The sequence below is a fragment of the Actinomycetota bacterium genome, assembly GCA_009923495.1.
GTDB lineage: Bacteria > Actinomycetota > Actinomycetes > S36-B12 > UBA5976 > UBA5976.
Window position 1 is genome coordinate 22,510 of sequence record RFTJ01000008.1, and the last position, 17,910, is coordinate 40,419.

The 17,910-nt window shown below is 47.5% G+C and carries 16 protein-coding genes and 1 tRNA gene; 11 read left to right on the top strand and 6 right to left on the bottom strand.

Annotated elements, in window-relative coordinates; all coding sequences use genetic code 11:
• The first annotated feature begins 38 nt into the window (after positions 1-38).
• The 6 genes from EBS36_04280 to EBS36_04305 all read left to right on the top strand — a co-directional run bounded on the left by EBS36_04280 (position 39) and on the right by EBS36_04305 (position 8,608).
• Complete coding sequence (locus tag EBS36_04280) at positions 39-1,571, top strand: hypothetical protein (protein ID NBU32369.1); 1,533 nt, start codon at positions 39-41, stop codon at positions 1,569-1,571.
• A 50-nt stretch (positions 1,572-1,621) separates the two neighbouring features.
• Complete coding sequence (locus EBS36_04285) at positions 1,622-2,827, top strand: extracellular solute-binding protein (protein NBU32370.1); 1,206 nt, start codon at positions 1,622-1,624, stop codon at positions 2,825-2,827.
• 112 nt (positions 2,828-2,939) lie between these two features.
• Entirely contained in the window at positions 2,940-4,454 is a 1,515-nt protein-coding gene (locus EBS36_04290) for an ABC transporter permease subunit (protein ID NBU32371.1), read from the top strand.
• A gap of 8 nt (positions 4,455-4,462) precedes the next feature.
• Positions 4,463-5,404 carry a sugar ABC transporter permease gene (locus tag EBS36_04295; GenBank protein ID NBU32372.1) on the top strand — a complete coding sequence of 314 codons (942 nt, stop codon included), beginning with the start codon at positions 4,463-4,465 and terminating at the stop codon, positions 5,402-5,404.
• Between the two features lie 17 nt (positions 5,405-5,421).
• Entirely contained in the window at positions 5,422-8,403 is a 2,982-nt protein-coding gene (gene pulA / locus EBS36_04300; GenBank protein NBU32373.1) for a type I pullulanase, read from the top strand.
• 133 nt (positions 8,404-8,536) lie between these two features.
• Positions 8,537-8,608, top strand: a tRNA-Thr gene (locus EBS36_04305).
• A 199-nt stretch (positions 8,609-8,807) separates the two neighbouring features.
• Here the strand turns inward: EBS36_04305 and EBS36_04310 are convergent.
• Genes EBS36_04310 through EBS36_04320 form a run of 3 tightly spaced genes read right to left on the bottom strand, consistent with a single transcriptional unit; the run spans position 8,808 to position 10,676 of the window.
• Positions 8,808-9,671, bottom strand: coding sequence for a CHAD domain-containing protein (locus tag EBS36_04310; protein NBU32374.1), 864 nt, complete (start codon positions 9,669-9,671; stop codon positions 8,808-8,810).
• Positions 9,672-9,719: 48 nt separating this feature from the next.
• Positions 9,720-10,262: an HPP family protein gene (locus tag EBS36_04315; protein ID NBU32375.1), complete on the bottom strand. Its 543-nt coding sequence runs from the start codon at positions 10,260-10,262 to the stop codon at positions 9,720-9,722.
• Positions 10,263-10,268: 6 nt separating this feature from the next.
• Positions 10,269-10,676, bottom strand: coding sequence for an arsenate reductase ArsC (locus EBS36_04320; GenBank protein NBU32376.1), 408 nt, complete (start codon positions 10,674-10,676; stop codon positions 10,269-10,271).
• 113 nt (positions 10,677-10,789) lie between these two features.
• On the opposite strand from EBS36_04320, the gene EBS36_04325 reads away from it, so the two are divergent.
• Positions 10,790-11,695 carry a DUF2236 domain-containing protein gene (locus EBS36_04325; GenBank protein NBU32377.1) on the top strand — a complete coding sequence of 302 codons (906 nt, stop codon included), beginning with the start codon at positions 10,790-10,792 and terminating at the stop codon, positions 11,693-11,695.
• On the opposite strand, the gene EBS36_04330 is transcribed toward EBS36_04325, so the two are convergent.
• Genes EBS36_04330 through EBS36_04340 form a run of 3 tightly spaced genes read right to left on the bottom strand, consistent with a single transcriptional unit; the run spans position 11,688 to position 14,059 of the window.
• On the bottom strand, positions 11,688-12,251 hold the full coding sequence (locus tag EBS36_04330; protein ID NBU32378.1) for a hypothetical protein: 564 nt from the start codon (positions 12,249-12,251) through the stop codon (positions 11,688-11,690). The genes EBS36_04325 and EBS36_04330 overlap by 8 nt on opposite strands.
• A gap of 8 nt (positions 12,252-12,259) precedes the next feature.
• On the bottom strand, positions 12,260-12,778 hold the full coding sequence (locus tag EBS36_04335; protein NBU32379.1) for a methylated-DNA--[protein]-cysteine S-methyltransferase: 519 nt from the start codon (positions 12,776-12,778) through the stop codon (positions 12,260-12,262).
• Positions 12,779-12,784: 6 nt separating this feature from the next.
• Positions 12,785-14,059 carry an aminotransferase class I/II-fold pyridoxal phosphate-dependent enzyme gene (locus EBS36_04340; protein NBU32380.1) on the bottom strand — a complete coding sequence of 425 codons (1,275 nt, stop codon included), beginning with the start codon at positions 14,057-14,059 and terminating at the stop codon, positions 12,785-12,787.
• A 120-nt stretch (positions 14,060-14,179) separates the two neighbouring features.
• Between EBS36_04340 and dnaK the strand changes: the two genes are divergently transcribed.
• Genes dnaK through EBS36_04360 form a run of 4 tightly spaced genes read left to right on the top strand, consistent with a single transcriptional unit; the run spans position 14,180 to position 17,890 of the window.
• Positions 14,180-15,994, top strand: a complete 1,815-nt coding sequence (gene dnaK, locus EBS36_04345) for a molecular chaperone DnaK (GenBank protein NBU32381.1) — start codon at positions 14,180-14,182, stop codon at positions 15,992-15,994.
• Positions 15,991-16,542: a nucleotide exchange factor GrpE gene (grpE, locus tag EBS36_04350; protein NBU32382.1), complete on the top strand. Its 552-nt coding sequence runs from the start codon at positions 15,991-15,993 to the stop codon at positions 16,540-16,542. The genes dnaK and grpE overlap by 4 nt, the downstream gene beginning before the upstream one ends.
• Before the next feature lie 47 nt (positions 16,543-16,589).
• Entirely contained in the window at positions 16,590-17,549 is a 960-nt protein-coding gene (locus EBS36_04355) for a J domain-containing protein (protein NBU32383.1), read from the top strand.
• Positions 17,546-17,890 (top strand): MerR family transcriptional regulator, encoded by a 345-nt coding sequence (locus EBS36_04360; protein NBU32384.1) that lies wholly within the window; start codon positions 17,546-17,548, stop codon positions 17,888-17,890. The genes EBS36_04355 and EBS36_04360 overlap by 4 nt, the downstream gene beginning before the upstream one ends.
• Positions 17,891-17,910: the final 20 nt, after the last annotated feature.

Genomic DNA, 17,910 nt, shown 5'->3' on the forward strand with positions numbered 1-17,910 from the left:
TTAAAAAGGAGCAACGGCTCTGATTATGAGGGGGAATCGTGGATACATCGAAGGCAATTAGTCAGAAAAACAACATGCGACCTTCATTCAAGGTAGCGAAAATTCGAATAGGACAATTTTTGATGAAGCGAACTGCGCGTCAAATTAAATCAATGGTTTTGGCTGCACTAGCTGTAGCACTTTTTTCTGGCGGTTTGACCGCTACGTCAGCGCAAGCCGCTGGCGACAGAACTCTCATAATTCATTACTCACGTACAACACTCGATAATGACGGAACATCTGCTAACGGATACTGCGATGAAGATCCTTGTGGACTCTATGATGGTTGGAATTTATGGCTCTGGCAGACCGGTGATTCAGACTCAGGCAATACTGCAACCTGGGGAGAAGTTGGTGGCGGATGGCAATTTGATCCTGCCGACCAGGATAATTTCGGTGCGAAAGCGATCATTAAAGTTACCAGTGCTTCAACAAAGGTAGGCTTCATAGTTCGTATTGGTTCAAATAAAAATGATGTTGCTGAAGATCGCTTCATAGACATGAAGCCAACTGGAACCACTGAAGTTTGGCTTAAGCAAAACGATTCAATGATTTATACCTCAAATCCAAACGATCGAGTACTTCGGATTCACTACAAGCGAGGAGATAATAAGTACACCGGATGGGACATCCTGACCCAAGAAGAGGATTCGGCTGACAACAAGGCCGTGCCATTTGCTAGTGCGCCTGATTGCTTTGGTCGGGTAGCAAGCATTAACTTGCCCGACATTACCCAAGTGGACCAAAAGTTTATTTTGCGTAAGGGTGGAAATGCACTCACGCTTCAGTCAGAGGTATTCACTGCAACTTTGTCTCCGAAAAAGTACACAGACTTTTGGCTGGATGCCAATCTATTTGACGACGGTGGCACGCTGGTGGACATTACCGTCGACAAGACTGTTGGCGAGGAAACCGTTACCTATTTGGACATGACTGATAAAGCTAGTTTGACTAATCCCACCGGAAATTTGGTGGCAGTTCATTACAGTCGCCCACTGCAAGATTATGCAGGTTGGAAAGTTAATCACCTTGGAAATGGTGTTGCCTACAGCCCTGACTTGAAGGACAGTTTCGGCCGCATTGCGTGCGTTTACGAATTCGATCGCACAGCATCTTCGATTGTTATCACCATCAAGAAGGGTTCAACTATGGACCTTGCTTCGGGGGAACTGCCAACTGGACTCGGTGGTCAGCGCACTGTTAACATCACTGGCTCAATGACTGAGGTATGGATTAAGCAAGGCAATAAGACAGTCTTCGACAAAGTGCTTGTTCCAGATCCAGCAATTAAGGCTGCCCAAAAATTATCAAAGGTCCCAACATCTCTCAAGCGAGGCAAGAGTGTAGCTTTGCCGGCAAAAACCGATGCCAAGCTTGTGGTTAAGTGGACAGTGATTACGCCACAAAATTGCAAAATCAAGTCTGGCAAACTCTTCGCTAAGAGTCCTGGAACTTGCAAACTTGGTGCAATGCAAAGTGGTAATGCAGCTTTCAAACTTTATACCAACCAGTTCAGAATCACTATTAACTAATCAACCCTGCATGTGTTTAACGTGCTAAAACCAAGTCCTTCGGAGGAAAAATGAAAAGTAAGAAAGTTGGAATAGTAGGTGGCATAGTAGCTGCAGCTATGTTGGTAACAGGGTTGACAATGCCTGCAGCTCAGGCAGCAACTGTAGTTACGATTTGGACCGATTTGGACCGGGCAAGTGCATTTCAATCATGGGCTAAGGCCTTTAACCGAAAGCATAAGTCAATTGTCGTAAATGTTATCGGCAAGGACGGCCATAAAGATAAATTGAAGACTGTTTCGGATACTGATGCTCCAGACATTATCGTGGGCGCGCATGACTGGATTGGCCCACTGCAATCAGATGGTTCGATTCTTCCGCTGACAATAGCCAATGCTTCCCAGTTTGATAAGCGCGACAAGGATGCATTCAAACTCGGTGGTGCCACCTATGGCGTGCCAGTAGCTGTCGAAAATGTGGCACTGTTCCGAAATGCAAACTTGGTGCCTAAAGCACCAAAGAAGATGGCAGATATCGAGTTGGACTGCAAGAAGTTTTTTAAGAAGAACAAGAAAGCAAAATTCTGTCTCGCAGTTTCGCCAGGTGATCCGTATCACATGTACCCATTCTTTTCTGGACTAGGCGGATATATATTCGGTGGCTCATCAGGGAACTGGAACACCAACAAACTGGGAATTGCAAACAGCAAGTTCCTCAAGAATTCAACCTTGATTGACAAGTGGTATCGCGAGAAACTGTTTAATGTAAATGTGACTGGCGATACTGCTCTTGCAGCTTTTACCGGCAAGCAAGCCCCATACATGGTTACAGGTCCATGGAACTTGGACAAGATCCGACTAAAGAACATCAATTACGAGATGTCACCATTCCCAACGGTAGTTAAGGGATTCAAGGCAGTTCCGTTTTATGGCGTGCAGGGTGCGATGCGCACTAAGTGGGCAGCGCCTGGCAAGCATAAGAACGTGTTGCAGGTAAACCAGGTTCTTGCGGATCTGACAACCAAGGACGCACAACTTCGGATTGCAAATCTAACCATTCGGACTCCGGCAAATAAACTTGCTCGAGCTGCCTTTAAAGATCCTGACAGCGCGGCATTCTTCAAGGCCGGTCAAGGTGCAATCACCATGCCGCAGATTCTGGCGATGGGCGCTGTTTGGACTCCGTTAGGTAATGCTTGGAGCCAGGTCAAGACCGAGAAACTTGCTTCCAAGCGGTTCAAGAAAGCGCAGTCAACCATCTCGAAAGCAATAAAGTAAAAAGAGTTACGAAAGCGAAAGTTCACGAATCGGCTAGCGCAGATACTTAGCAATTTGCCAGTGTCTGCGCTAGTCGATGAACTACATATTTTAATTAGGTGGGGTTAAATCGGTGGTTGGCTTAGTTGCCCGAATTCTGTTCTTGGGACTTATTGATTCTTTGGCATTTTGGGCTGGAACCCACTTAGTAGTTTCCAGCAACTGGTTAGCCTTGACCTGGTTGGTAATTACCACTGTGATTATCAACATCGTCTATTTGGCCAAGCGAACTAAGGCTTCTCGCTGGCTGTTGCCAGGCACCATTCTGTTAGTAATTTTCCAGATCTATCCGGTCTTATTTACTGCAGTAGCTGCTTTTAGCAATTATTCGACCGAACACTTTGTCAGCAGAGATGAAGCCCGAAAGGCCGTGCTGCTTTCATATGTTCAGCAGGTTGAAGATAGTCCTGAATACCCAATTCGAGCTATCCACAAAGGTAAAGAGTTCGGACTTCTGATAGTCAATCCAGAGACCGAGAAGGTTTACTTAGGCACCGAAGATGCAGCAACAGAGATTCCCTCTCCTAAATTTGATTCAGATGGCCTGCCGCTGCCTCCAGCGGATTGGAATGTATACAGTGACGATCAAATCAATTCGTCCGAGTCAATCCAAAATTCGCTCACGGACTTCGCCTCTCCGATAAGTAAGGACACTTACATAAAAGGTGATACCTATCCCGTTGGCTATGAGTATTCCACCACCGTAATCTATGACGCCAAAAAAGATCAGTTGATAGATACAACAACTGGATATGTTTTCAAGGAAGTCGAAGGTGCATTCGTAGCTGAAGACGGCACTTCACTAACACCTGGTTGGCGAGTAAATGTAGGATTCAAGAATTTTCACTCTGTAATCACTGATCCGGTAGTCCGAGGCCCATTTGTTCGAGTTTTGATTTGGACCTTCGTCTACGCATTCTTAACTGTGATAACTACCTTTATCCTGGGCTTAACTTTGGCTTTGATTTTGAATCATCCAGGCGTCAAAGGTCGCAAGTTCTTGAGATCCTCGCTAATTATTCCGTACGCAATGCCCGGCTTTTTGTCTTTACTGATCTGGGCCGGCTTCCTTAATGATGATTTTGGCGTTATCAATAATTTGCTCGGAACAAACATTCCCTGGCTAACGGATGCATTTTGGGCAAAAGTATCAACGGTGCTGGTTAATTTATGGCTTGGTTTCCCTTACATGTTCCTAATTTGCACGGGCGCTATTCAGTCCATTCCAGCCGAGCTCGCCGAAGCGGCCTCGGTAGATGGAGCAAAACCGCGCCAGATACTTACCAGAATCAAATTGCCATTACTGATGGTCACCGTATCTCCATTGCTAATTGGATCCTTTGCCTACAATTTCAATAATTTTGGCGGCATTTATCTATTGACTGGTGGTGGACCTCCAGCTGCAGATTCTGAAATTGCTGGCTCAACCGATATTTTGATTTCCTACACCTACAAGTTGGCTATTGAATCGGGACACGGTAACGATTACGGTCTGGCTTGTGCTATTTCGATCTTGATCTTCTTTATTGTTGCGGGCATCTCAACACTTTCATTCACCCGTACCCGTGCTTTAGAGACTTTGAACTAGGAGAGCATATGTCAACTCAAACTTTGGATTCTGTGGCAGCTCGCCAGGTGCAGTCGCGTGCACCGAAAAAGCGCAACAAGAATAGAGGCAAACTTTGGTGGCGGTATTTAACCGCCGTCCTAGCATTTTTATTCGCTGTCATGCCAATTGTCTGGGTAATGATGGCAGCCTTGAATCCGGCTGGCACACTTTCAACTCTGAATTTGCACTGGAGCGACTTTGGTCTTGATAACTTCCGATTCTTATTCGGCAAGCATGACATTAGCAATGACGTAACTTATGAGAATTATCCATACCTACATTGGTATGGTAACTCGCTCATGATTTCTTCTGTGGCAGCAATCTTGCAAGTAACAGTCGCAACTGTGGCCGCTTACGCATTTAGTCGCATTGCTTTCAAAGGGCGCCGACTTAGTCTTGGTGGACTGCTCATTCTGCAAATGTTTCCCCAGATCCTTTCTTTCATTGCACTCTTTTTGATTATGCAGAAAATCGGAACAATTTTCCCATTCATGGGAACTGGCACCATTGCCGGACTAATTCTTATTTATTTGGGCGGGGCAATGGGCTACAACACTTATTTGCTCAAGGGCTTCTTTGACACCATACCTCGTGAGCTCGATGAGGCGGCAATTGTTGATGGAGCTACCGCTAACCAAGTGTTCATGAAAATCATTTTGCCATTGGCAGCCCCAATGCTCGCGGTAGTTATGTTGCTCTCCTTCATCGGACTCATGAACGACTTCGTCTTAGCCAGCATTTTCTTGACTAAGACCGATCAGATGACCCTGGCTGTTGGCCTTCGTTCATTTATTTCAGGGCGATACGCATCAAACTGGGGGGTATTTGCGGCTGGCGCCATGTTGGCTGCGCTACCAGTTGTAATCCTCTTCCAAGTACTTCAGCGCTTCATCGTCGAGGGACTATCCGCAGGCTCTGTTAAGGGCTAGTAAATAACGAAATCTTGATGTTAAACAACATAGAAAAAGGGAAAAAGTATCAAATGAAGGTATCAGTTCAGCGCAAGGCAATCATCAGAATCCTTGCCGCATTTTCACTACTAGCAGGGTTTTTAGGTGCATATGGATTTGCCCCGGCATCAGCATCCACAACAAGCACCATAACGATTCACTACAATCGCCCGGATAATAACTACACCGACTGGAACATGTGGATTTGGTTTCCAGGGTTCACTGACGACTACGCCAAAGAACATGGCCTGATTGGCACTCAAGATACTTCAGCGCGAAATCTCTTCAATGGAACTGATGCGTATGGCAAGAAGTTGACTCTGACTCTGACTGATATTCAGGATGTCAAAAAGATTGGCTTTATCGTTCGCAAAGATGATTGGTCTAAGGATGTCGGCTCCGATCGATTTATTACTGAGTTTGATGCTAATGGAAATGCCGAAATTTGGATCCGCTCTGGAATTGCCAAAGTTTATACTTCAGTTCCATGTTTGTGTGCTGAAATTTATAGCGCAACCCAAGATGATTATCGAACCATCAATGTCACACTGAGCGAAACTTTCCGTGGCGTTACCGGCGACACTGGCGCACAAGGCTGGACAATTTCTGACGGATTAAATATTGTCTCAGTGGCGGTAGCTCAAGCTGGTAAAACTATTAGAACCACCAGAGCGCTCCGGCTTACAACAGATGCCGACATGGTATTGGGCAAAACATATACCGTAACTAACACTCGATCATTTGCGGTCACGAAGAAGCAAGTGAAATCAAATGTTGCAACTTTGACGACTACTACTGCACCTGGTGTTTCACCTGGTCAAACTGTGATTGTAAAAAATGTTGATGGTCGAATAGATGGTGTCGTTAAAGTAGTAGCTTCACCAACGCCAACTGCATCGCCAACTGCAATCACTTTCTCGTATGCAAAAACATCTCCAGACATTGCACTATCTGACGCAAGTGGAACTGTTGAAACTGGCTTTGGCAGCGCACCTGTCGTAACCGGTCAAATCTTCTCTTCGCCTACCTTTGCGGAAAAATTCACTTACGACGGAGATGATCTAGGGAACACCTACACACCTACCAAAACCAGTTTCCGCGTTTGGGCACCAACAGCTACCGACGTTAAACTTCTGACATTCGGAAATGCACTGCCACCTTCGTCAATCTCAGATACGCCAACTGTGATACAGCTGACTCAAGGTGTGAAGGGAACTTGGTTCGGTTCAATTGATGGCGATCAGCATGGTTTGATTTACCAGTACCGAGTCTCGGTTAATGGTGAAGTCAACGACACCATCGATCCTTATGCTCGTTCGGCGATGGCTAATGGCACCAAGGGTGTCGTTCTGGACTTGTCCAAAACTAATCCCACGGGCTGGGCCACCCATAGCAAACCTGCATTCAGCGGCAAAGCCGTAGATGCTTCGGTTTACGAGCTTCACGTTCGTGATTTCTCAGTAGATGCCACCAGTGGTATTCCGGAAAATCACAAAGGAAAGTTCCTGGCATTTACTGACCTGAACACTTCTTATTCGACAAAGGTAGGAACGAAAACCGTAACTACCAAGACTGGTCTAAGTGCACTCAAGGAACTTGGAGTAACGCATGTTGAGTTGCTACCCATCTACGACTTCAACTCTGTCAATGAAACTCCTTCGCCTTCGGCAAGTCCGCAGTTCAACTGGGGATATGACCCACAAAACTTCAACATTCCGGAAGGTTCTTACTCAACCGACCCCAACGATCCAATTGCCCGCGTTAAGGAGTTAAAGCAGGCCATTCAGGCGATGCACGCAAACGGTCTACGCGTTGTGATGGACGTTGTCTACCCACACGTTGGAAGTGCAGTTGACTTTAGTCAGCAGCGCATTGTTCCCGGCTATTTCTACCGAACGGAAGCCAATGGTGAGCTAGCAAACGGAAGTGGCTGTGGCAATGAACTTGCATCTGAGCGGCCAATGGTTCGAAAGTTTGTAACCGACTCATTTAAGTATTGGACGTCGGAATACAAGATGGATGGATATCGGTTAGATCAAATGGGTCTAATGGACATCACGACTGTTAACGGAATTCGATCGGCGATTGACTCCGTTGACTCATCGGTAATCACTTACGGTGAAGGCTGGAACATCGGAAGCGTATTGCCGGTCGCACAAAAAGCCGCGCAGCCGAACGTCGCCCAGATTCCTAAGTTTGGAGTATTCAACGACCAGATACGAGATGCAATCAAGGGATCAACTGGCAATCTAGTAGCGCCTGGATGGATTTCTGGAGACCCTTACGCAAGCGTTGATGTCAAGACCGGCATTACTGCTAACACAGATTACAGTGCAGAATTGTACCCCAACTGGACAACTGTAAATCCTGGCCAGTCTGTGAACTATGTAGAAGCCCATGACAACCACACCTTGTACGACAAGTTAAAGGCCAGCGCCCCAGGCACAGATGCTCAAGCAGCTGTCAAAGTCCGACTTGCTGGCGCAGTTATGTTATTGGCGCAAGGCATGCCATTCATTCATGCGGGACAAGAGTTCTTGCGCACTAAAGAGGGCAATGGCAACAGCTACAACGCTCCGAATGAGATTAACTCGCTCAAGTACGGTTCGCGGTTAGCCAATGCAGTGACGGTTAAGTACTACGCCGGTTTGATTTCTATCAGAAAGCAGCATCCAGCATTTAGGATGTCAACTTCGGCGCAAATCAGGGCGAATCTGAAGTTCATGAAAACTGCAGATTCCGTTATCGCTTACCGAATCAATGGGGCAGCGGTTCGAGATACATGGAAGAACATCGTTGTAGTTCATAATTCTCAGACCACGCCAGCATCGGTTAGTCTGCCATCTGCTGGTGAATGGCAATTGTTTGTGACTGGGACTTCAGTTTCAACTAATCCAACTAAGCCAGTTAAGACATTGAAGCGGGTGTACAACTTGAATGTACCTGCGCAGTCAACGGTGATTGCCGTAAAGAAGTAATCATTCAAATCCTTTGGGGGATGTGAGCGGGTGTGCGACCGCTTACATCCCCCATTAATTTGCTGAGATGATGCCTAATTGTGTTGGGCAGCACCAAAACCATTAAACTTTTCTAGCGCCGCAATGGCGACTGGCCGCCTTAGCTCAGGGGTAGAGCAACGCACTCGTAATGCGTAGGTCCGGGGTTCAAATCCCCGAGGCGGCTCTGAATCAAGGCCTGCTGGCCTTGATTCAGAGCCCTATTCGTTTGAACCCCGGAAAGGGTGGGGAGGAGAACAAATCGCGTTAAGCGATTGTGTTCGACGGTTCCCCGAGGCGGCTCGCACCAGATTGGCCTATTGGCTCACCGTAGGTGCGAGCAGAAAGCGCTCTTGATTTCGCAACCGACCATCAAGGCCTGCTCACTATTCCAATTCAACTTCTGATACCAAATCAATCCCTGAAAGTAATTTCCGCTTACTGGGCTTTGCATTGAAAAATTGATCAAGAGCCTGTGTCTTAATTACCGCATCAAATCTTTGATGGGAGATCCATGTTATGTAAGTTTGCTGATCTTGAATCTGCCCAAGTCTTTGCTGCAGGCTCTTTGTCCAAACCTCAAGCTGCTGGTTTCTATGTATGCCAAGCTGCCCAACAGCTTGATAGGTGTATCGGCAATGCTTTGTGGCAATACGAACAAGGTGCAGTTGGCTTGGCCTTGGCTTATTAGGAAGTTTCAGAATTTGATCAAAGAGATGGATCCAACTTTCTTCGATTAAGTAAATTATGTTGCGGTATTGCTCAAGATTACTTAGCTCGAGCTGGGATTTAGACACTGGTGGATGTAATGAAAATTCAGCGAATCGATTCCAGAGTTGCTCAACTATTGGTTCCGTGAGTGATTGCTCAAGGCGGTTCACTTCGGTGGCGCGTTGCTGAATAAGTTCTTCTCTCAGAACTGTCTGAACGTGCTGATTTTCTAATTTAGCTGTAAGTGAAAGCAATGCATCTAAGTTCCGAATTGGTTCTAGATGTTGATTAAACTCATTGATTTGATCAACTAGTTCGCGCCTAGCCCGCCGTTTGAGTAATGGCGAGAAGGATTTTAGCAGCGACTTTGTTGCTCTAATAGCCACCCGAGCATCATGAATTGCTTCAATCGTTATCTCAGTGCGCAACTTAGTGATGTTCTCGGTCAGAGTCTGATGTTGTCGACTTAAAAGAACGGCCATGAATCCCGCGGTTTCAAAATCAAAATCGTTTTCGATACTCGGAAGCTCTGTACTCACCTAATCATTGTTAGCAGGAAATACCCTTACCTTGACTTGATTTTTGATTTACCAGTATCGAGGGTATGCCTCATCCCGAGTTACATTGTTATAAATCAAGGCAACAGCGACCAAAATTGACGAACCAAGGAATGCTGGAAAAATAATTGAGTGCCAGCCTGGATCAATTTCTAAATAATGAAAACTCAAGTAGATGATTACTGGATTAGCACCTGCTGGTGGGTGGACAGTGCCCGATAGCATCATGAATGTCAATGAGACAGCTAATGCAAGACCAACGGTCCACCATTGGGCCCCGAGAAACTTAGTGACAGCAATCCCCGAGGCATAACTTATGGTGTGGCCAATGATGACATTTCGGGGTTGAGCAAACGGTGAATCCGGGAAACCAAATAGCAACACACAGCTTCCGCCGAAAGAGCCCATAATCAGTAAATTATTTGGAGCCTTTGAAGCAGTTGCAATTACGGCTACCGCGATAAATGCCCCAATGGCTGAAATCAGGATGTGATTCCTGCTTGCAATCGGTGGGCGCTCGCTTCCTTGGCCCTTTAGTTTGGTTAAAAAATCAGAAATGGAAGTTTTCGGCATGGAGAGCTACTCGCTTGGCAACAGTTCGCTAATTAGTTGCTCAACAAGTACCTTGATTTCATCCCTGATTGGGCGAACAGCGTCCACGCCCTGTCCGGCAGGGTCTGCCAACTTCCAGTCTTCGTAGCGCTTGCCTGGGAAAATTGGGCAAACATCGCCGCAACCCATGGTGATTACAACATCCGAGATTTCAACCGATTCGGTCGTGAGGATTTTGGGCTGCTCCGCAGAAATGTCAATCCCAAGTTCGGCCATCGCGGAAACCACTGAGGGATTGATTGAGTCTGCTGGGGCGGAGCCAGCCGAACGCACCTCGATTTTGCCTGCGCTCAACTCTCGAAGGAATCCGGCAGCCATCTGAGAACGGCCGGCATTGTGAACACAAACAAATAGCACGCTTGGCTTTTCTGACATTTGCTGTCCTTTCGACTACTGTTTCAGTCTACTAATTTGTCCACTGTGCGCTGCAATGGCAACTCGCTTAGAGTTGAATTCACTTACCGTTCAGAGGGGAAAACCAGGCTGCAATGACAAATCGAGTTCAGCATGCGATTGGGACTCGATTTCGGCGCATCATCACTAGTGATCCGGCAGGTGTTCCGCCCTGGCTCTCTGAAATTTCTTCAGGTGAAGATGCGGGTATGTTTTTGCCATCTGAAGCTCCGTGGATTGTGCATGGGGATCTGAGTACTTTAATCGGGGGCATCCGCGCTCTGCTAATTCAGGCGCTACATCCCGGTAGTCTGGCGGGAGTTGCGCAACATTCAAGATACGAATCAGATCCGCTTGGCCGACTTGCTGGCACCACCAAGTGGTTGACGATTCTCACTTTTGGCAGCGCAGAGGCGATCCAAAGAGAGTCCGATCGAGTAAATTCCATGCATTCGAAAGTGCGGGGAAGTTACGACACACCTGATGGCCGTGTGATTAAATATCAGGCGACCGATCCCGACTTGCTGCAGTGGGTGCATGTGGCATTTACTGATTCCTTCTTACGCACTTTCCAAATGTATTCGACGGAGCGCGATCTCAACATCGCTGATGAGTATGTCGCAAAATGGGCACAGGCAGTTACTTTTTTAGGTTTAAGTACCGCGCCAAGATCTGAAACAGAACTTCAGGATGCAATGGCTGGCTACCTAGCAAAAAATCAATTACAAGTAACCGAACAAACTAGGCGAGTTATTAAATTTATTAAACAGCCTCCACTTTCACGAACAGCATTAGTTGTGTACGGTCTACTATTCCAAGCAGCCTTAGTGTCGATACCCCAGCCATATCAATCAATGCTTGGTCTAAAAGCAAGACCTAAGTGGATAATTGTTCCCTTAGCTCGCACGTTAATGCGACTAATGCAGATTGCCATTGGTTCACATTCACCATTGGAAGAGGCTGCATTAGAGAGACTGCATCGAATCGGCGTACTTAACTAGTTGCTGAGTTCTCCCTGTATGGTCTCCATTTGATCATCCCCAAGCCGACTAAGGCAGCGATAAACAGGACCTGAACCGCAATTGCAACTGGCGAAGTAATGTTTTCCTTAATTAGTTGTCCAAGAGAAGTGGCCGCAAAGGCACTTGTGCCAAATACATAAAGTGAATACGTAACAACGCGACCCGAGGCAAAAGCTACTACCAACGGCCTAAGTGCCACACTTTTCATTAACCCGGCCGCTTCAAATAACTGCGCAGACGAAAATGGGCTGACAAAAAAGAGCAACCAGATAGCGGCTATGTGACCTTTAGACCTACTTAAATGTGTAGCTGCATTCTCCAAGTTACTTATGTACGAACGAGGGAACCTGTGCTGATTTTTTCGAAAGGTAACTGCCAAAATGAGCCGGGCACTAGTTGCGGACACAATCCCAAGAGTGATCAAGGAGATTTCATTTAGGTTTTGATTCAAGGCGAAAAAGACTAAGACCGACCAAGTAGGCGGAGCGAAAGCTGGCAGCAAATTGATGCCGAATACCACGGCAAAAACCAACATGTAATCGGTCAAAGGTCAACGCCTTCAAATTCGAGAAGTTTTCGTTTCACAGACTCGCCGTAGCCGTAACGGCCGAGAGAACCATCTGTTTTGATAATTCGGTGACATGGAATTATTGGAGCGATCAGATTCTGTGCGCAGGCAGTGGCAGCGGCACGAACCGCCGCGGGACTGGAAGTCTTCTTCGCCAGTTCCGAATATGAAATTGCTTTTCCTGGTTTAATCTGGCGCATCGCACGCCAACAATCTTGCCTAAATTTCGAACCTCCCTGGTCAACTTTGAGTGTATCCAGAGCTAGAAAATTGCCAGCGAGCCAATCCTGAAATACATCGGCAATAGGTTTTGGGATTTTCTGACGTTTTATTTGTAATCCGGGGCGCTGGGATAAAACACGCGTAGTTAATTCAGTTAACGAACCAAAACCCGCTCCAATTATGACCGGCTGCAAATCAGCAGTGACAAGAATGTTGAGCGAACCAAATGGCGTACCGATTTTCTCAGCACTTACCGGTTGCGCGAGTTCCATGGAATTCTAGGCCCCTAAGACGTTTGCGGTTCTGGATATCGCTTGAGAGATTATTTCAGCGCTCGTGCCAAAGTTCAGGCGGATATGACCAGCGCCGGCAGGCCCAAAATCTGTTCCTTCACTGAAGGCGACTCTGGCCTGCTCGCGAATAAAAGCTGCTGGTGCTTGCTCTCGATAAGCCGAAATATCTATCCAGGCTAAGTAAGTGGCTTGCGGGATCTGGTACCTCGCCTGCGGCAAGTGCTCGTCTAATAATTGAGCTACGAGCTTTCGATTACTATCAAACAGCGAAAGTGCGCTTTCGAGCCACTGTGAGCACTGGTTGTACGCGATGATATTTGCCCAAGCACCAAGTAGTGATGCCCGCCAAGAAATATGTTCGGGAAAATGGCTAAAGGCCGCAGCGCGTTGCGTATCTTGCGTAATGATTTGCGCACATTTCAAGCCGGCAGTATTCCATGCCTTGCTTGCAGAGGTAATTAAGACCCCAGTTCGCCGGGATTGTGCATTAACACTTAGGTACGGAGTGAATGTTTGCCCTGGGTAGATTAGTGGCGCATGTATTTCATCGCTAATAACTAGAACGTTGTGCTCATCCGCCAAATCAGCCAGCTGTTCTAGCTCACTTCGCGATGGCACATAACCAACTGGATTGTGTGGATTGCACAATATGTAGGCAGTAAGTCCCGAAGTGAATGCGGATTCAATGCCATTGAGGTCAAGCCTCCAACCATTGCCAGGTACCTGCTGTAGTGGAATGTCGACAACTTCACAGTTTGCTTCCGAGATCCAGTTTTGAAAATCGTGGTAAACCGGCGAGCTAATTCCAACTTTGTCGCCAGCTTCACAAAATTGCCGCATGGTTTCGATGCCAGCTATGGCAACATCAGTGACCAGCCAACATTGGCTAGGGTCTGATTCCCAGCCCCAGCGTCGCCCCGCAAAAGAGCTAAAGGCCTGCCCAAGCTCTGGGGCAATTGCGCCATATCCCAAGTCAGACTCGGCGATCATTTTGCTTAGTCCCGCTTGAATCGGTTCAGCAACAGGCAAGTCCATCTCGGCCAACCCCATGGGAAGGACATCCTGCTCGTACATCCGCCACTTGGCGCTTCTGCGCCTATGTAATTGCGCTAGCGGTTGAACAGGTAGGTTTTCCACGCTTTCCACAGTAGCAATCAGTTTTGACCGTTTGGTGGTCTCGGCAAAAATTTGGCCAGAATTGCAGACTGCTAAATCCCTTGATTTTGCTAAGGTTTCAGGCCCGGGAATAAAGTAGGCCACCAGATGGGTTATGCTAGATGAACTTGAGCCAACCCGACTCAAGGTATCTGATAGTCAGCCTCTCAGATGTCATGAACATGGGATAACTTAAGGAAAAGTCCAAACCTGGAGGAAGAAATTATGTCTCGTGCCGTAGGTATCGATTTAGGAACCACAAACTCAGTAGTCAGTGTTCTAGAAGGTGGCGAAGCTACCGTAATTGCCAACGCAGAAGGATCACGCACCACGCCAAGTGTCGTGGCTTTTGCTAAAAATGGCGAAGTTCTTGTTGGTGAAGTTGCCAAGCGTCAGGCCGTAACCAATGTTGATAGAACTATCCGTTCCGTCAAACGACACATGGGCGACCCAAAATGGTCAATTGAAATTGACGACAAGAAGTACAACGCGCAAGAAATCAGCGCCCGCATTTTGCAAAAGCTCAAGCGCGATGCCGAAGCATACTTAGGTGAAACAGTTACTGATGCCGTTATCACAGTACCCGCTTACTTCAATGATGCAGAACGTCAGGCGACAAAAGATGCCGGTCAGATTGCTGGCCTTAACGTATTGCGTATTGTCAACGAGCCAACTGCAGCTGCGCTTGCCTACGGTCTTGACAAAGGTGAACGCGATCAAACTATTTTGGTTTTCGATCTCGGTGGTGGAACTTTCGATGTATCACTACTTGAAATTGGCGAAGGAATTGTTGAGGTTAAGGCAACTAGTGGCGACAACAAACTTGGTGGCGATGATTGGGATCAAAAGATTGTCGACCACTTAGTGAAAGCCTTCAAGAGTGCAAACGGTGTTGACCTAGCCGCCGACAAAGTCGCATTGCAACGCCTGCGTGAAGCCGCAGAAAAAGCAAAAATTGAGTTGTCTCAGTCAATGTCAACCAATATTAATCTTCCCTACATCACCGCTTCAGATGCCGGGCCGCTACACCTAGATGAAACTCTAACTCGCGCCCAGTTCCAGCAAATGACTGCAGATTTACTTGAGCGGACTAAAGCACCGTTCGCTGCTGTAATCAAGGATGCGGGAATCAAAGTAGGAGACATTGACCATGTTGTGCTAGTTGGTGGCTCAACTCGTATGCCAGCTGTCACTGACTTGGTTAAAGAACTTACAGGTGGCAAAGAGCCAAATAAGGGTGTAAATCCAGATGAAGTTGTTGCAGTTGGTGCAGCTCTGCAGGCTGGCGTATTGCGCGGCGAAGTTAAAGATGTGCTCTTGCTTGATGTCACACCATTAACCCTCGGTATTGAAACCAAAGGTGGCGTAATGGCTAAGATGATTGAGCGCAACACCACGATTCCAACAAAGCGATCAGAGAAGTTCACTACTGCTGAAGATAATCAGCCATCTGTTTTGATTCAGGTATTCCAGGGTGAGCGCGAAATGGCTGCCTACAACAAGAAGCTCGGCACCTTTGAACTAACCGGTCTGCCACCAGCACCGCGGGGTGTGCCACAGATTGAAGTAACCTTCGACATTGACGCCAACGGTATTGTGCACGTTTCAGCCAAAGACCTTGGAACTGGAAAAGAGCAGTCCATGACCATCACTGGTGGATCGGCTCTTTCTAAAGAAGAAATTGATCGCATGATGGCAGATGCTGAGGCACATGCTGCAGAAGATGCTGCGCGTCGTGAAGAGGCCGAGATCCTTAATCAGGCCGATTCACTCGTATTCACCACTGAGAAGTTCTTGCAGGAAAATGACGAGAAACTTCCTCAGGATGCCAAGTCAAACGTCACTGGTCCGCTGGAAGATTTAAAAAAGGCGCTAGAGGCCAAGGACTTTGAAGCAATTAAAGATGGCATCGAAAAAGTTGCTACCGCGAGTCAGGCACTTGGGGCGGCACTCTATGAATCACAACAAGCAGACGCCGCTACCTCATCTGACGATGATGTTGTAGATGCTGAGATTATTGATGAAGATCAAAAAGCATGAGTGAGTCTGAAGAAGGCGTAAAGATAACAGACAAGCGCAAGCTTGATCCGGAAACTGGCGAATTGCGGGTATCGGGTGCGCAGGCACCCGATACCTCAGCAACAGAGGACTTGGAATCGGGTACTGCAACAATCTCTGACCCGATAGCCGAACTGACTGCGGATTTACAGCGAGTCCAGGCTGAATTTGTAAACTATCGCAAGCGAGTGGAGCGCGACCGGCTAATTGAACGCGAAGCGGCAATTGCAAAAGTGCTCACTGAGTTACTGCCAGTTCTTGATGATATTGGTCGAGCACGATCGCACGGTGAACTTGAAGGCGGCTTTAAGTCAGTTGGCGAAGCGCTGGAAGCAACGGTGGCGCGCCTGGGCCTTACTTCATTTGGTCAGCCCGGTGACGAATTTGATCCCATGCGCCACGAAGCCATTACCCACGAGCACAGTGCTGAGGTAGTCAAGCCGACTTGTGTTTCGGTGTTCCAGCCAGGTTATGAGTTTGCGGGGCGAATAATTCGCGCAGCAATTGTCAGCGTCGCTGATCCGGAATAAGCGGATTCGTAAGGCGTTAGAGCGATTGGTCAGCAAGGGAGGTGACTATGAGTCAGCAGGATTACTGGGAGAAGGACTATTACAAAACATTAGGTGTTGCAAATAGTTCAGACGCGACCGAGATCAAACGCGCTTATCGAAAATTAGCCAAGGATCTACATCCAGATAAAAATCCGGACAATCCTAAAGCCGAAGAACGCTTCAAAGAAGTATCTAAAGCCTATGAAGTTCTCAGTGATGAGAAGTCTCGAGCTGAATATGATGAAGTTCGTGCGATGGTGGCAAGTGGTCGTCGCCCAAGTGATTTTGGCGGTCCTGGCGGATTTACTCAAGGAAACGTAAATCTAGAAGATCTACTGAACAGCGGTGGCGGATTTGGCGGACTTGGTGATATTTTCGGCGGACTATTTGGTGGTGGTCGTGGGCCACAAAAAGGTGCAGATCTAGAAACCCAAACCACACTGACCTTTCTTGATGCCATGCGCGGTGCGACGGTAACTCTGCGCACGAGCACGGGTACGACAACTGCGCGTATTCCAGCTGGAGTAACTGATGGAGCCCGCATTCGGCTGAAAGGAAAAGGCGCTCAAGGACAGCCTGGTGCGCTAAACGGCGACCTCTACGTTTCAATTAAAGTGCAAAAACATCCAGTATTTGGGTACGAGGGCAAAGCATTAACCATAACCGTGCCAATCACAATTACAGAGGCAACATTAGGCGGTCAGGTCAAGGTGCCAACTCTAGATGGCACAACAGTGACCTTGAAAGTAGCACCAGGCACCAAATCTGGAACAAAAGTGCGAGCCCGTGGAAAAGGTGTTACTCGCACAGATGGAAAGGCTAGTGATCTGCTAGTCACATTAGAAATCGTGGCTCCTGCTGAGCTCTCCGATCAAGCCAAAACTGCACTCGAGGCATTTGCCTTGGCTACAAGCGAGTTCGACCCTCGCGCCGCGTTAATGCAGCAGGCTGGCCTAAAAGACGAGTCGAGATCGAGCGCATCATGAGCGAACATGAAATCGGTCAAGATGTGCCAGCTTTTGGCATTACAGTAGCTGCGCAACTTGCTGGTCTACACCCGCAAACTTTGCGCCAATATGATCGGCTTGGTCTGGTGTCGCCAGATAGAACAGTTGGCCGCAATCGACTCTACTCGGCTAACGACATCCTTCGCTTACGAGAAGTAGCACGGCTATCAGCAGCTGGGGTCACTCTGGCCGGCATCATTCGCATTATGGAATTAGAACATCAATTAGAGGCGGCCGTGCGTGAGATAACTGCACTGCGGGAACAAATCGGACCCTCTACAGCTCTTGTAGTCTGGCGCCCCGCGCGCCGACAGCTATAGTCGAATTGCCAGGTGCATTC

Bases quoted from the DNA above. Each gene is read 5' to 3' on its own strand.
- EBS36_04285 (NBU32370.1), top strand. From the start codon at position 1,622: ATGAAAAGTAAGAAAGTTGGAATAGTAGGTGGCATAGTAGCTGCAGCT.
- EBS36_04325 (NBU32377.1), top strand. From the start codon at position 10,790: ATGACAAATCGAGTTCAGCATGCGATTGGGACTCGATTTCGGCGCATC.
- EBS36_04330 (NBU32378.1), bottom strand. From the start codon at position 12,251: ATGTTGGTTTTTGCCGTGGTATTCGGCATCAATTTGCTGCCAGCTTTC.
- EBS36_04360 (NBU32384.1), top strand. From the start codon at position 17,546: ATGAGCGAACATGAAATCGGTCAAGATGTGCCAGCTTTTGGCATTACA.
- dnaK (NBU32381.1), top strand. From the start codon at position 14,180: ATGTCTCGTGCCGTAGGTATCGATTTAGGAACCACAAACTCAGTAGTC.
- EBS36_04295 (NBU32372.1), top strand. From the start codon at position 4,463: ATGTCAACTCAAACTTTGGATTCTGTGGCAGCTCGCCAGGTGCAGTCG.
- EBS36_04320 (NBU32376.1), bottom strand. From the start codon at position 10,676: ATGTCAGAAAAGCCAAGCGTGCTATTTGTTTGTGTTCACAATGCCGGC.
- EBS36_04315 (NBU32375.1), bottom strand. From the start codon at position 10,262: ATGCCGAAAACTTCCATTTCTGATTTTTTAACCAAACTAAAGGGCCAA.
- grpE (NBU32382.1), top strand. From the start codon at position 15,991: ATGAGTGAGTCTGAAGAAGGCGTAAAGATAACAGACAAGCGCAAGCTT.
- pulA (NBU32373.1), top strand. From the start codon at position 5,422: ATGTTAAACAACATAGAAAAAGGGAAAAAGTATCAAATGAAGGTATCA.
- EBS36_04355 (NBU32383.1), top strand. From the start codon at position 16,590: ATGAGTCAGCAGGATTACTGGGAGAAGGACTATTACAAAACATTAGGT.
- EBS36_04335 (NBU32379.1), bottom strand. From the start codon at position 12,778: ATGGAACTCGCGCAACCGGTAAGTGCTGAGAAAATCGGTACGCCATTT.